The organism is Microbacterium sp. RD1, assembly GCF_052220165.1.
Classification (GTDB): Bacteria; Actinomycetota; Actinomycetes; order Actinomycetales; family Microbacteriaceae; genus Microbacterium.
The window spans coordinates 781,969-795,350 of the sequence record NZ_JBQPOL010000002.1; the positions used below are offsets into that span (position 1 = coordinate 781,969).

Here is a 13,382-nt window from a genome sequence, read left to right on the forward strand (position 1 = left end):
CAGGAAAGCCCCGAAGCCGAGCAGCCGGGACTCCGGATTTGAGGAGTTGCGTCAGTCGGCCAGCGCCAACAGCGGCGCGAGGTCGCTGCGGGTCAGCCGGATCCACGGGCCGGCGGGATTCACCAGCACCCCCGCGAGGTTCTCGTCGCGCGCGAGCGCGGTCGCCAGCTGCACGGGCGTGATCGGCGCGGCGGAATCGCCACGGCCGAGCGCGACGGATTCGAGCGGATGCGAATACACCTCGAGGAACCGCTGCCCGTCGGCCGTGCGGCTCTCCGCCACGCCGAGAGGTCCGTCCTCCTCGGTGCGCTTGACCGCGATCCACAATGGCGCGTCCGGCAGCACCGCGACGATCTCCGACGCCGTGGCATCGGTGCGCGGCGCGGTGAGAAGGGTCTTGATGCGCAACTCCTCATCGGCGTCGCGGATGGCCCGTTCCAGCACCGCCCGCGGCAGCACGGCTCGCGCCGGCGCGGAGTTGTTGTCGAGGATGATCCCGTCGAAGTCGCCCGCGAGCACGTGACGGAGCACCCCCAGCACGGGCTGACCCAGGGCCGAGGTGCCCGCATCGCCGTCTGCCCGCAGGCTCGCCTGCAGCGCCGCGCCGCCGCTGTACGCCAGGACGTACCGCTTGTCGCCCACCGCCGCGGCCGACAGGGACAGCGGCTTGCCCTCCGCGAGCAGCGTCCGCGCGTCGCCCTGCACACGCATGAAGAGGTGCCCCTGCAGCAGCTGACGTACGACGTCGAGGAGCTCGGGAGCGGTCGGCGTCGCAGAGATCGCCGCCAGCGCCTGGACGAGCAGCGCGTTGTCACGCAGCCCGCCGGCGGATCCAGCGGCCTGCGGCGCCTCGGCGGGAACCTGCCGTCGCGCCGCCTCGGGCGACGGCGGCGAGGTCGCGGGCGGGGCCGGGTCCGACGGCGCGGCGACTCCGCGGAACGCCGAGACAGAAATCTGAACCTCGGGAGCCGCGTCCTCCTCCGGAGGCTCGACAGCGGTCTCTTCGACTTCCGGATGTGGCTCCGGAGCGGAGTCCTTGCGGCGCGAGAACAGACCCATTCTCACCACCCTAACGAGGCGTCGGGTACGCGTCAGCGCTTGGCGGCGCGGAATCCTGCTGCTACAGCCGCAGCCTCCGTCGAGAAACACGCCTCCGCCTTCGTGACCGCGTAGGACCGGCCACCGGGCAGGTGGTAGATCATCGAGGAGGCGTTGCCCTTGATGGGCGCCCAACTCGGGCACTCACCGGTGGTGAGCGGAGCGGTCTGGCCGGGGACGGCGGCGATCTTCGCCGTCGGGGCGGAGGTCTTGGCCGCGGTCACGTACCCGGCGAGCGTGCCCGTCACGCGCACGGTGATCGTTCGACCTCGGTGCGCGGCGGCGAGAACGAGCGATGTCTTCGTGGCGCCTGTGATCGCCGCGCCGTTCGCGAACCACTGGTACGCCAATGCCGACCCGGCAGTCCACGACCCGGGCGAGACCGTCAGCGTCTGTCCGACGTGCGTCGTGCCTCTTACCGTCGGCGTGCCCGCGGTCAATCTCTTCAGCACCGGCGCCGTCACCGCCGACGTCTTCACCACCGTCGTGAAGCCCGCCTTCGAACCCGTCACCCGAACCGAAAGCCTCTTACCCGCATCCGCCGCCACGGCCTTGTACGACGCCGCCGTCGCCTTCGCGATCACCACACCATTCGCCAACCACTGATACGCGAACGCCGTCCCCGACGTCCACGACCCCGGCGCCACACTCAACGTCGAACCCACCACCGCAGACCCCGACACCGTCGGCGTGCCCGCGCTCAGCGTCTTCAGCACCGGCGCCGTCACCGCCGATGTGTTGCTCTCGGAGCGGAAACCGGGCGTCGAACCGGTCACCGGGGTCACGGGCGGCACGGGTGTCGCACTCGACTCGGGCGGCTCCACGCCCGCGGACGGCTCGGCGGAAGCCCGCGGCACGGCGACGGCCTCCGAGGGCTGCGGTGCGGGTGTGCCGGCGGAGGTGTCCGCCGTGGCCAAGACCGGCGCCGCGGGCAGTGTCGGCGCGGGTATCGGCGCGACGGAGGTTTCCGGCGCCGGCGGGGAAGCCGGGTCCGCGGCGCTGCCGTCGGCAGGCGCCGGAGTCGCGCCGGTCGGCGCCGGCTCCGGCGGTGGTGCCGCGGCGGTGGCCGGGACAGCGCCTATCAGTGAAAAAGACACCGCACAGGCGGCGATCCACGCGCTCAGCTTCGTCGCACGCGATACGCGGGCAGCACTCATCGATTTCCCCCAAGCACGCGAACGCGCCCTCTTCGACGGAGACCCGCCGCGCTCCCGTCGACCCCCCGTGGACGTGATTATGTGTACCACATCTCGAACTCCAGCCCCATCGCGTAGAGCTCACCCGTGGCGCAGAAGACGTCGGGGCTTTGAGCGCGATTTCGAGCCAGCCGTCGGCAGGCCCGCGACGAGTCCCGGCCGGATTCCCGCATTCGCGTTGCCTTGCGAGCGGCATCCTCGGGATCGCTCATCGGGGCGAGGCCGATCGCAAGGTCGGGCGGGCGATGGCGTGCAGCGGCGTGCGGTAGCCCATCGCTTTCCCACGGATGCAGCCGCCCGGCCCAGCCTAACGACCCCGGCTGAACGGTGTCAGAGCTTGCTGATCGGCGCGATCTTGACCAGCAGCTTCTTGGCGCCGACCTTTTCGAACCGCACATGCGCGACCCGCTTGGCGCCCTCCCCCGTGATCGCGTCGACCTTGCCCTCGCCGAAATCGTCGTGCCGGATGCGGTCGCCCGGCGCGAGCTGCAGGTCGCCGTTGTCGCGCACCTTGGCCGGGATGCGGTTCGGGAACTTGTCGATCGCGGTCGACTTCGGCACGAGGTCGCCGCCGTACCGCCCCTCTCCGGGGCGCCGAGGCCGCGCGTTCAGCGCCCGCGACTGCATGCCGCCGCGCGAGTTGACGTCGCCGGGCGACTGCCGCCAGTCGATGAGCTCGGCGGGGATCTCCTGCAGGAACCGGCTCGGCATGGCGACGGTCACCTCGCCGAACTGCGCGCGCGTCATCGCAAGCGACACGTAGAGACGCTTGCGGGCGCGCGTGATGCCCACGTAGAACAGGCGCCGCTCCTCCTGCGGCCCGCCGGGCTCCCCCGCCGAGATGCGGTGCGGGATCAGGTCTTCCTCGACGCCGGTGAGGAAGACCGCGTCGTACTCGAGCCCCTTAGCCGTGTGGAGGGTCATGAGCGACACCGATCCGGTCGCGTCACTGAGGTCATCGGCATCCGAGACCAGCGCGACCTCGGTGAGGAAGTCGATGATCGTGCCCTCGGGGTTGTTGCGCGCGAACTCCCGCGCCACGGCGACGAGCTCGTCGAGGTTCTCCAGCCGCGCCTCGTCCTGGGGGTCTTTGCTCATGCGGAGGGCGTCGAAGTATCCGCTCTTGTTAAGCAGCAGCGTGAGCCCCTCGGCGACCGCGGTGGGGGGTGCGAGCTCGCCCGAGGCCGGCAGCATGACCTCGGATGCCTCGGCGAGCACCGCGTCGAGGTGCGCGATGGCCTGCTGCAGCTTCGGGCCGACCCCGAGCGCAGAGGCGTTCGCGAGCGCGTCGCGGAACGTGATGCCCTCATCGGCGGCGTAGCGCGCGATCGCCGTCTCGGTGACGTCGCCGATGCCGCGGCGGGGCTTGTTGAGGATGCGGCGGATCGCCATCTCGTCGGCCGGGTTCGCCACCGCCACGAGGTACGCGAGCGCGTCTTTGATCTCGGCGCGCTCGTAGAACTTCGTGCCGCCCATGATCTTGTACGGGATCGCGGACCGGATGAAGATCTCCTCCAGCGCCCGCGACTGCGAGTTCGTCCGGTAGAAGACCGCCATCGTGTTGTAGCCGACGCCGCTCTTTCGGAGGGCGTCGATCTCGTCGGCGACGAACTGCGCCTCGTCGTGCTGCGAGTAGCCGGTGAACCCGATGATCGGGTCGCCCGCACCGACGTCGGTCCACAGCTTCTTGTCCTTGCGGTCGAAGTTGTTGCTGATGACCGCGTTCGCCGCGCTGAGGATGTTCTGCGTCGAGCGGTAGTTCTGCTCGAGGAGCACGACCTTGGCACCCGGGTAGTCGCGCTCGAACTCCGTGATGTTCCGGATGTCTGCGCCCCGGAAGGCGTAGATCGACTGATCGGAGTCGCCCACGACCGTGAGCGAGGCCGCGGACTCCGCGGCCGGCTCGGCGTCGAAGATCATCATGCCGCCGCTCGACGCGATGGGGTCGGCATCCGTCCCCACGGGACGCGTCAGCTCATGGATGAGCGCGTACTGCGCGTGGTTGGTGTCCTGGTATTCGTCGACGAGGATGTGGCGGAATCGGCGCCGATACACGTCGGCGACCTTCGGGAACGCTCGGAACAGGTAGACGGTCTGCGCGATGAGGTCGTCGAAGTCGAACGCGTTGGCCCGCTGCAGCTCGCGCTGATACGCGCCGAAGATCTCGACGAAGACCCGCTCGACGGGGTCGTTCATGTTCGCCTGCCGGGCGTACGACTCCGCGTCCGCGAGCTCGTTCTTCAGCTTCGAGATGCGGCCCTGCGTTCCGGCCGGCGTGAGGCCGAAGGCATCCCCCTCATGCTCCTTCACCAGGCGCTTGATGAGCGCGCGGGAGTCGCCGGAATCGTAGATCGTGAAGGCCTTGGTGAACCCGAACTGCTGGGCCTCGCGGCGGAGGATGCGCACGCACGCGGAGTGGAAGGTCGAGATCCACATGCCGTCGGCGCGGTCACCGATGAGCGCGTGCACACGCTCGCGCATCTCGCCCGCGGCCTTGTTCGTGAACGTGATCGCGAGGATCTGGCTCGGCCATGCCTCACGCGAACGCAGCAGCGACGCGATGCGGTGCGTGAGCACGCGCGTCTTGCCCGACCCCGCACCCGCGACGATGAGCAGCGCGGGTCCGCGATAGGTCACGGCTTCGCGCTGCGGCGGATTGAGTCCCTCGAGCAGGTCGTCGTCGGGGCGCGGCATGCCGATCTGAGGACCGCGATCACCGCCGACGATGAGGGGCGTGGATGCGTCGGTCATGGCACGTCAAGTCTAGGCGGCGACGCCGACACCCGCCCCGGGCTGCCTCACCCCCGGACGCTGAGCGAGCGCAGCGAGACGAAGCGTCGGCCCCGCGCGACTCAGGAAGCAGGCGGCACCGGAGGTGCGGCGGGAGCTGCCGGAGCCGCGGGAGCCGCGCCGCTGTTGCCGAGGATCGACTGCGCGCGCAGCAGGTGCTCGGTGTCGACCATCACGTCCCAGCGTGCGGCTTCGAACTTCTGCACGGAGTTGAAGTCGCGCTGTCCGCGCGTGACGAAGTGCCCGACGAAGCCGAACACCGCGCCCCATACGGCGCCGAGCACGAGGCCCCACAGCAGAATCCACAGCCACGCGACACCGGGAGCGAACAGACCGAAGAGCAGACCGATGAACAGTCCGAACCAGGCACCGGTCGCAGCGCCGTAGGCCGCCGCGCGCCCGTTGGTCATGCGCCCGGTGACCTGCTCGACGATCTGCACGTCGTGCCCGATGATGGCGACGTTCTCGACCGGGAACCCCGCATCCGAAAGCTTGTCGACGGCGCTCTGCGCACCGGCGTACTCGGTGAAGCTCGACAGCAGGCGCCGTTCGGGCACCGCGCTCGTGAAATCGCTCATGACTCTCCCCTTTCGGGCCGGTCCCCCGGCTCTCGCCGTCAGTGTATTGCCGCCGATGCCTGTGCGTCGGAGAATGACGGATGCCGCGGCGCGGTGCCGTGCCGGCCGCTTGGCGGATCGGCAACGGCATCGCGGTGGATGAGGTCGCGAGACGGTGCGGCAGGTGACCAGGTGGGCACCCGTGCCCGTCGGCCGATCCACGACCCGGTCTTCCCGCGGGACTCGCGTGGTGTCACGCGCGGAGGCGCACGCGGAGGCTGCTCGCGAGCGCGAGCCCCACGGCCAGGATTCCCGCACCGAGCCCGGCAGCGGCCCACGCCGTCCATGCCGGGATGTCGAGGTAGACCGTGATCCCGAGGATGCGCGACAGGCCCCACGGCAGGAGGCCGAGCTGGTCGTTCCAGGCGGTGAGCGCGCGCTCGAGCCCGACCAGCCCGACGATCGCCGCCGGCAGCGCGAGCCCCGCGCCCACGCCGGCGAGCACCGTCCCGGTCGCGCGGCGCGCACCGACCTGCGCGGCCAGCGCCCACCCCGCCGCGACGAACACCCACACGAACAGCGCGAACGCGACGGCGATGTACGCGGTGCGGCGCACCGGGTCGGTCCAGAACGCGAACCAGTAGCCGCCGGGTCCGGTGAACGACAGGGCGGCGAGGGTCAGGATGCAGCGGAGCACGACCACGCCGCCCACCGCGGCGATCACCGGCCACGGGGAGCGCCGCCACAGGATCAGCCGCACGACGCAGACGAAGACGAGCCACGCGCCGAACACGACCGCGAGATGCACCCATCCGAGGAACGACGTCTGCACCGCGCGCGTGGCGACCAGTAGCGCGCCGGGGACCAGGAGCAGCAGCCAGCGGTCGAGCGGAAGCATCCCGAGCGTCGACTCGCGCGCACGCCACGGCCGCGTGGCCGCGAGCCACGCCGCCCGCGCGGCTGCCGCTCCGGGCCGGCCGACCAGCCGGGTGCGGGCCGACAGCATCCCGATCACGACCCACGCCACCGCGAGCGCCAGGAGGATCCGGGCGAGCCACGCCATCACCAGGTCGCGGTCAGTGCGCTCGATGCCGAGCTCGGCGGCGGTGAGGTTGAGCGGCGGATGCTGCACGTCGCCGTCGTACCGGTCGGCGTGTGCGGCGGTGAGCGCCGTGAACGCGTCGCGCGCCTGGGTCCACGCGGTGTGCGCAGCCGGGTCGAGGGTGTCGTGCCACTCCCCCTGCGCGAGGATCACCGCCCGGTACGCCCCGAGCACCCGCAGCGTGTCGACCTCGTAGTCCAGCGTCTCGACGAACGCCTCCCGCGCGTGCGGCGAGCGCCACGTCGACGGGTCGGTGGCGGCAACGAGGTCGCGCATCCGCTCAGCGGTGGTCACCGCATCCGCGCCGCCCTGCATCGCCGCCTCGGCGTCGTCTTTCACGAGCGTGTAGAGCACGTCGAGCACGGCGCTGTCGCCGGTGAGGATGTCCCACTCGAACAGCCACATCATCGGCGGAGGTTCGAGTCCGATCGCGAGTACGCGCTGCCGCGCGAACGGCTCGATGTACATGCCCTGGGCGATCGGCTCGCGCGAGAGCGCCATCGCCGCGGTGATCGCCTCCACCGTGACGGGGTCGGTGGAGAAGAACTCGCGCGCCCAGTCCTGCGTGACTTCGGCGACATCCGCGTCCGGGTCGCGCGCGAGGGCGAGCGCCAGCTGCGTGTTGAGTTGCGCGAACTGCCACTCTCCCACCTTCAGGTGCAGCGACATCGGCCCGGCGCGCCACGGCCCGCCATCCTGCGTCCACACCCACACGCCTTCGATGCGGTCGTTGCCCGCCAGCAGCGTCTGCAGGGCCTCTTGATATTCGGGCCCGAGGTCGTTGGGGAAGGCGCCGAAGTTCTCGAACTCGCGGCGGCTCTGAAACTCCACGATGCGTCGCTGCGTGCCTTCGAGCAAGGTGTCGTTCAGCGGCAGCCAGCTGTAGAAGTCGCCGAGGGTGTACTTCGTCGAGACGATGAGCGCGGGCGAGTCGATGCCGTCGAGAACTTCCCGGTACGAGTCCGCGTCGGTGTGCATGTCGCCGACGGCGCCCACCCCGACGCTCCAGCTGCGGAAGATCACCTCGCGACCGGATGCCTCGGCCTGCGCAGTGAGCGCCGTCAGCATCGCCCGCACGGAGTCCGCGTCGGTGACGGCGAGCTTCGAGTAGGCGTCCCACCCCTCGACGTCGTAGACGTCGCCGGCCTCGCCGATGCGCACGAGCACGCCGTCGAGCGCGGGCTCGGCGGCATAGAGTTCGTCGAGGCCTCGCCCGTAGACGTCCCAGAACTCGGGCGAGGTCGTCTCCAGGCTGCCGAACCGCTCGGTGAGATATGCCTCGAGCGGGTCGGTCAGCGCGAGCATGTCGGTGCGGAGATACACATCGACGCCGAGCTCGTCGGCCCGCTCCCACATCCGCCCGAACGCCTCGCGCAGCGCGAGCGCCCGCTGCCGGTGCCGGTCGCCGTCGGCGTACACCGGGGCGTCGTCGAACGTGACGAACTCGACGAAGCCGGGGAACGCGATCGCCGTGAACCCGTCCGCCAGCGAGCGCCGCAGGAACGTCTCGAAGTCGTCGTAGGCCGCGGCGAGCGCGTCCTCGTCGACGTAGGGAGCCTCCGGCCGCAGCACATCTGCGAACGCCCGCGACGCGTGGGAGTAGTCAGTGCCCGGCCGCCACTGCGCCGGATCCGAAGCCACGCCGACGGCGCCGAGGTCGGCCATCCGCAACGGCAGCCGCGAGCGCATTTCCACGCCGAGGTGCTCGGCGATGTCGCGCCCGGCACGCACCTGCGCGGCGAGGTCGTACACGCCACGGACGGCGCCGGCTTCGCTCACCGCCTCGATGCGAAGGGCCGCGGGAGCGCCGGTGAGGAGGTAGGTGTCGTCGGCCGCGTCGCCGGTACCTGCGGTGACGCTGAGGGTTGGCCCCGGGCTGACGGGGTCGACGGATGCGCCGGCTTCGCGCAGCGCGTCGAGCGCGACGCCCATCCGTTCGGTGTCCGGCGCGTCGACGCTCGCGAACTCCGGCGGGGCGACCGGCGCTGCGACGGGCGCCGGCGTGCCGGTCCGCGGCTCGAGCACCTCGGCTGCCTCGCTGCGGATGCCCAGCGCATCACCCACGGCGAACCCCGCACCGGCGCCAAGGGCGATCAACAGGATCGCGACGACAACGGCCAGCGCCCCCCGCCGCGTCGCCGTCGCCATTCAGCTACGTTATGGCATGGGGTGCGGCGCCAATTCCCTACCGCGTAAGCACGCGGTCTCGAGTCACGCCTCGCTCGTCCGGCACGTCAGCTCTGTCGCTCAGAGGTCCAGCCCACCGGATGCTTCACGACGGGGCGACGGTCAACGGCTACCTGGGCGAGCCGACGGGGTCACGTCCCTGCGACCGAGTCTCGCGGCGTTCCGGCGCGGTCGAGCCAGTCGGTCAGCAGCGCGGCCACGAGCGCGGGCCGCTCGTGCGGCAGCGCATGGCCGGCGCCGTCGACCGTGACCACCGTCGCGTGCGGGTACTGGTCGCCGAGCCGCTGTTGCCGCTGCCATCCCACCCAGGCATCGTGCCGACCGGAGGCGACGAGCACGGGCGCATCGATCGCGGCCGTATCGGGATTGACGCGATGAGGCCCCTGCCCGAGGGCGTTCTCGAGCGTCGCGTGGTCGACGGGGCCGGTGGCCGGCGCCACCACCCGCAGGAAGCGCTCGAGGGTGTCAGCCGCCCGCACGACGAAGTATCCCTCGAACGCCTCGCGCTGCGTCTCGTCGAGCTGCGCACCGACCCGTTCGTCCCGCACGACCACCGCCGGCGCCGCCTCCTGCTCGCCCGGCAGCATCGGACACAGCAGTGCGATCCCGGCGACCCGTTCGCCGTGACGGGCCGCCACGGCGCGGGCGACATGCCCGCCATAGGAGTGACCGAGCAGGAGGAACCTCTCGCCAGATGCTTCGGCAGCCAGCAGTTCGTCGAGCAGGTCGAGCATGTCGTCGGGCGTTCGCACTCCGCCCGACGGACGCGACTCGCCATGCCCGGGAAGGTCGACGTAGATGCGGCGGATCCGCCGTCCGTCCAGCATCGGCTCGAGGAATCCGCGCACCTCGGTCCGGGAGGAGTACGCACCGTGGAACGCGAGGAGCGGTGCACCCTCGCCGTGGACCTCGTACGCCAGCGACGCATCCGCTGTGGGCTGCACGCGAGGGGTCATGGCGCCTCCTTCCGCCCCGGCGACGCTACTCCCTCGCACGGTCGCGGCCCAGTGCCAGCCTCCGGCCACCTCGGGTCAGAACCCGCGGGCCGAGCCGTCCGCCGTGCATTCCGCGTTGTTTCGGGCGGCCAGCCGAAGGAGACCAAGGCAATGCCAGACGAGGCGAGCAGCGCCCTCCACCTGCGTCCTCGCCTCCCCAGGTGGGAGGCGACAAGAGCCTCGCCGGATTGCTGAGCGCCGATGCAGACGCCGCGAAGCGCAGGCGACACGCATCCGGCACCTCGGGCTCACTGGCCGCGGTGGCTCAGGAGCAGACGGAGCGCATGGTGTCGCGCAACTCGCCGAGCGCGAGATGCCGATGCGGTCACTGGCCGCGGAGGTGGGGTTCGCCACTCACATGCACGACGTCACCGCGCAGAAAGAGCTGGCTGACGCCTTCACCCTCGTGACGGAATTCGCGCCACCCTCGCCGCGATGGCGAGCGCAGGGATCTCGGCATGTCGAGGTGATCGTGGAGACAGCGCTCCCCGTCGCCGACGACGCGGTGCGCGCCGCGTGGGAGCGAGCCGTGCTCGACTACGCGGTTCGGGGCGATCCGCGCTCAGGTGCAGGCCGTGGTCCCCGTGCTCACCCTTCTCGGCACAGTGCTCGAGGTCGACCGATACACCGCCGCGGCCGACCAACGCCGCTTCCTGCGAGCCCGCGACCAGCATTGTCGAGGTTTCGGATGCCGACAACGGGCGCACCGGTGCCAGATCGACCACGATCGCGAACATCACGAGGGCGGTTCGACCGCGCTCGGCAACCTCGCCCACCTCTGCACCCGACATCACACCCTGAAATCCGAGACGGCGTGGACTGTCCGTCAGCTCTCGGATGGCAGCTCGAATTCACCAGCCTCCCCGGCGAGACCTCGCGCGCGCCGGTTGTGCACCCCGACCGGGAGCGCCACGCACGCCCGCGGCCGTTTGGGAAGCCCCTCCGGTGCGCGCCGATCTGCGCGTAGCGTTAGCGGCATGTGGACGGTCCTTCTCATCCTGCTCGTGGCTTGGGTGGTGCTGTCGATCGTGGGATTCGTATTCGAGGGCCTGCTCTGGCTGGCCATCATCGGAATCGTGCTGTTCGTAGGCACCATCATCTTCGGGATCCTGCGCCAGCGAGCGCGGGGCGCGAAGGCGTAGCCCCCGCCGCTCGGCTCACCCCGCGGTGCGCACGTGCAGCGCGCCCGGGCGGATGCTGATGCGCACGCGGGAGACGTACCCGAGGCTGTCGCCGTCAAGTTGCAGCAAGTGGGGCGTGTCGAAGCGCGCCTCGAACCGCGTGCCATGCGCATAGGCGAGTGAACGCAGCTCCGCAGAGCCCTCGAGCAGCCGCCCGGTGAAGCGGGAGCGACGGGCCCAACCCTGCAGGGTCAGTCGCGCGCCGATGCCGGCCCAGCCCCAGCGGCCCTTCGGGCGCATCATGACCACATCCAGCAGGCCGTCATCGATCACGGCAGCGGGAATCAGCAGCATGTTGCCGGCGAGTGTGCCGCAATTGCCGACGATCACGGTGTGCGCCCGCGTCGATCGGGCGCGCCCGCCATCCACCCGGTAATCGAGGTGGAACAGCCGATTGACGAGGATGGACCGGGCGATCGGGGTGATGTAAGCCAACCATCCGAGATGCTTCTTGGCGAGCGCGTGGGTGTTCTGTGCCATCTCCGCGTCTAGCCCCATGCCGGCCATCACGACGAAGACGTGCGTTCGCCGGGCTCCGGTGTCGTCCTCGAGCTCGGCGACCCCGACGTCGACGGCCCGGACCGCCCCGCTGAAAGCGGACGACACGCACGCCGAGATGTCGTCGAGCGGCGTGCGCAGCTCCCGGGCGAGCAGGTTGCCGGTGCCGGCGGGGATCACCGCGATCGCCACCCCCGTGCCGTGGATCACTTCGGCGACCGCACGGACCGTGCCGTCACCTCCGGCGACGAGGACCACTGCCGCGCCGTCCTCGAGCGCCTGCTGCGCAGCCGAACACCCGGAATCGTCGCTGCGGGTCTCGTACCAGCGTGTCCGCCCCCATCCGTGCAGTCGTTCCTCCTCCGCGACGGCGGGGCGGAGGCGGCCCAGCACGGCCTTGCGCGGATGGAAGACGACGGCTGCGTGCCGGCGCTCGCGGGGCGCCGAGACGGTCACGTCGCGGTGAGGACGCCGCGCTGCTCGACGAGCGGGCACGCGAACACGTCGCGCTCCCCCAGGCCGACGCGGTTGATGTAGCGCACCACGATCGCGTATGACGCGAACAGCCCCGTCTGCACGTACGGCACGTTGTGCTCGCGGCAGTACGCGGCGATGATAGGCGCGGCCTTGCGGAGGTGCGGGCGCGGCATGGAGGGGAAGAGGTGGTGCTCGATCTGATAGTTCAGTCCGCCCATGACGGTGTCGATCAGTCGGCTGCCGCGGATGTTGCGGCTCATCGTCGCCTGCCGGTGGAGGAAGTCGAACGACACATCGCGTGGCACGATCGGCATCCCCTTATGGTTCGGCGCGAACGAGAGGCCCATGTAGAGGCCGAAGAGCCCTAGTTGCACACCGAGGAAGACGAACGCGATCCCCGGCGAGAGCACGAGGAAGATGAGGACGGGGAATCCGGCGAGGCGGATGGCGAGGAACCCGATCTCCACCCAGCGCCGGCGCACTTCTCCGGGCGTGACGACGCGTCGCACACCGGATGCGTGGAGCGAGAGGCCCTCCAGCAGGAGGATCGGGAAGAAGAAGATGCCCTGATGCGCCCGCAACCAGCTCACGATCCTCCCCCGGGCAACCGGATGCTGCGGCGCTACGACGATGACCGGAAGCTCGATGTCGGGGTCGGAGCCGAGCTTGTTCGGATTGGCGTGGTGACGGGTGTGCTTGTGCTGCCACCATCCGTAGCTCATCCCGATGAGGAGGTTGCCGAGCACCAGGCTCACCCAGTCGTTCCACTTACCGGAGATGAAGATCTGCCGGTGGGCGGCATCATGTCCGAGGAACGCGATCTGCGTGAAGAGCACGGCGAGGAACGCCGCCGTGAACAGCTGCCACCACGTGTCGCCGATCCACACGAACGCCAGCAGCGCCGCGGCGAGCACGAGGGGGAGGCCTATGAGCTTCGACCAGTAGTAGCCGTACCGTCGGCGCAGCAGCCCGCGATCGCGGATCATCTGCGCCAGCGCGGTGAACTCGCTCGCGCCGCGGCTGCCAGCTCTGCGGGCCGGAGCCTTCGTGGTGGTGCGGACCTCGTTCATGATGCTCCTCGCATCCGACGATCAGACGCGCTCGATGCAGGCGTCGTCTCTCGTCGGTCCCCCGGACGTGGTGACGCGATGAGCCGGAGGGCAACAGTGGGTTTGCGTTCCTCGGTGAACCGTAAGCGCGGAATACGGGGGGTCCGCCGGGGTCGCCTAATCGTCACGAGAGGCGTACCATGCCGCGGTCGGCTCCGAAGGCCGCGGTCGGCTCACCGCGCGTGGCTCACC

General features: G+C 70.5%; 9 protein-coding genes. 1 reads left to right on the top strand and 8 read right to left on the bottom strand.

Features of this window, described 5'->3' with window-relative positions:
* Positions 1 to 51: 51 nt before the first annotated feature.
* The 6 genes from ACTU3I_RS12570 to ACTU3I_RS12595 all read right to left on the bottom strand — a co-directional run bounded on the left by ACTU3I_RS12570 (position 52) and on the right by ACTU3I_RS12595 (position 9,886).
* On the bottom strand, positions 52 to 1,059 hold the full coding sequence (locus ACTU3I_RS12570; protein WP_442926033.1) for an SseB family protein: 1,008 nt from the start codon (positions 1,057 to 1,059) through the stop codon (positions 52 to 54).
* Positions 1,060 to 1,091: 32 nt separating this feature from the next.
* Positions 1,092 to 2,015 (bottom strand): sunset domain-containing protein, encoded by a 924-nt coding sequence (locus ACTU3I_RS12575; protein WP_442926034.1) that lies wholly within the window; start codon positions 2,013 to 2,015, stop codon positions 1,092 to 1,094.
* 609 nt (positions 2,016 to 2,624) lie between these two features.
* Positions 2,625 to 5,045 (bottom strand): ATP-dependent helicase, encoded by a 2,421-nt coding sequence (locus tag ACTU3I_RS12580; protein WP_442926035.1) that lies wholly within the window; start codon positions 5,043 to 5,045, stop codon positions 2,625 to 2,627.
* 101 nt (positions 5,046 to 5,146) lie between these two features.
* On the bottom strand, positions 5,147 to 5,662 hold the full coding sequence (locus ACTU3I_RS12585) for a general stress protein (protein ID WP_442926036.1): 516 nt from the start codon (positions 5,660 to 5,662) through the stop codon (positions 5,147 to 5,149).
* A gap of 232 nt (positions 5,663 to 5,894) precedes the next feature.
* Positions 5,895 to 8,891: a hypothetical protein gene (locus tag ACTU3I_RS12590; protein WP_442926037.1), complete on the bottom strand. Its 2,997-nt coding sequence runs from the start codon at positions 8,889 to 8,891 to the stop codon at positions 5,895 to 5,897.
* A gap of 170 nt (positions 8,892 to 9,061) precedes the next feature.
* Entirely contained in the window at positions 9,062 to 9,886 is an 825-nt protein-coding gene (locus tag ACTU3I_RS12595) for an alpha/beta fold hydrolase (RefSeq protein ID WP_442926038.1), read from the bottom strand.
* A gap of 1,016 nt (positions 9,887 to 10,902) precedes the next feature.
* Between ACTU3I_RS12595 and ACTU3I_RS12600 the strand changes: the two genes are divergently transcribed.
* Entirely contained in the window at positions 10,903 to 11,067 is a 165-nt protein-coding gene (locus ACTU3I_RS12600) for a hypothetical protein (protein WP_442926039.1), read from the top strand.
* 15 nt (positions 11,068 to 11,082) lie between these two features.
* Here ACTU3I_RS12600 and ACTU3I_RS12605 read toward each other — a convergent pair whose 3' ends face one another.
* Together ACTU3I_RS12605 and ACTU3I_RS12610 are read right to left on the bottom strand one after the other, a co-directional pair.
* Positions 11,083 to 12,060 (bottom strand): diacylglycerol/lipid kinase family protein, encoded by a 978-nt coding sequence (locus ACTU3I_RS12605; protein WP_442926040.1) that lies wholly within the window; start codon positions 12,058 to 12,060, stop codon positions 11,083 to 11,085.
* Positions 12,057 to 13,151 carry a fatty acid desaturase family protein gene (locus ACTU3I_RS12610; RefSeq protein WP_442926041.1) on the bottom strand — a complete coding sequence of 365 codons (1,095 nt, stop codon included), beginning with the start codon at positions 13,149 to 13,151 and terminating at the stop codon, positions 12,057 to 12,059. The genes ACTU3I_RS12605 and ACTU3I_RS12610 overlap by 4 nt, the downstream gene beginning before the upstream one ends.
* Positions 13,152 to 13,382: the final 231 nt, after the last annotated feature.

Bases quoted from the DNA above. Each gene is read 5' to 3' on its own strand.
- ACTU3I_RS12570 (WP_442926033.1), bottom strand. From the start codon at position 1,059: ATGGGTCTGTTCTCGCGCCGCAAGGACTCCGCTCCGGAGCCACATCCG.
- ACTU3I_RS12580 (WP_442926035.1), bottom strand. From the start codon at position 5,045: ATGACCGACGCATCCACGCCCCTCATCGTCGGCGGTGATCGCGGTCCT.
- ACTU3I_RS12585 (WP_442926036.1), bottom strand. From the start codon at position 5,662: ATGAGCGATTTCACGAGCGCGGTGCCCGAACGGCGCCTGCTGTCGAGC.
- ACTU3I_RS12590 (WP_442926037.1), bottom strand. From the start codon at position 8,891: ATGGCGACGGCGACGCGGCGGGGGGCGCTGGCCGTTGTCGTCGCGATC.
- ACTU3I_RS12595 (WP_442926038.1), bottom strand. From the start codon at position 9,886: ATGACCCCTCGCGTGCAGCCCACAGCGGATGCGTCGCTGGCGTACGAG.
- ACTU3I_RS12600 (WP_442926039.1), top strand. From the start codon at position 10,903: ATGTGGACGGTCCTTCTCATCCTGCTCGTGGCTTGGGTGGTGCTGTCG.
- ACTU3I_RS12610 (WP_442926041.1), bottom strand. From the start codon at position 13,151: ATGAACGAGGTCCGCACCACCACGAAGGCTCCGGCCCGCAGAGCTGGC.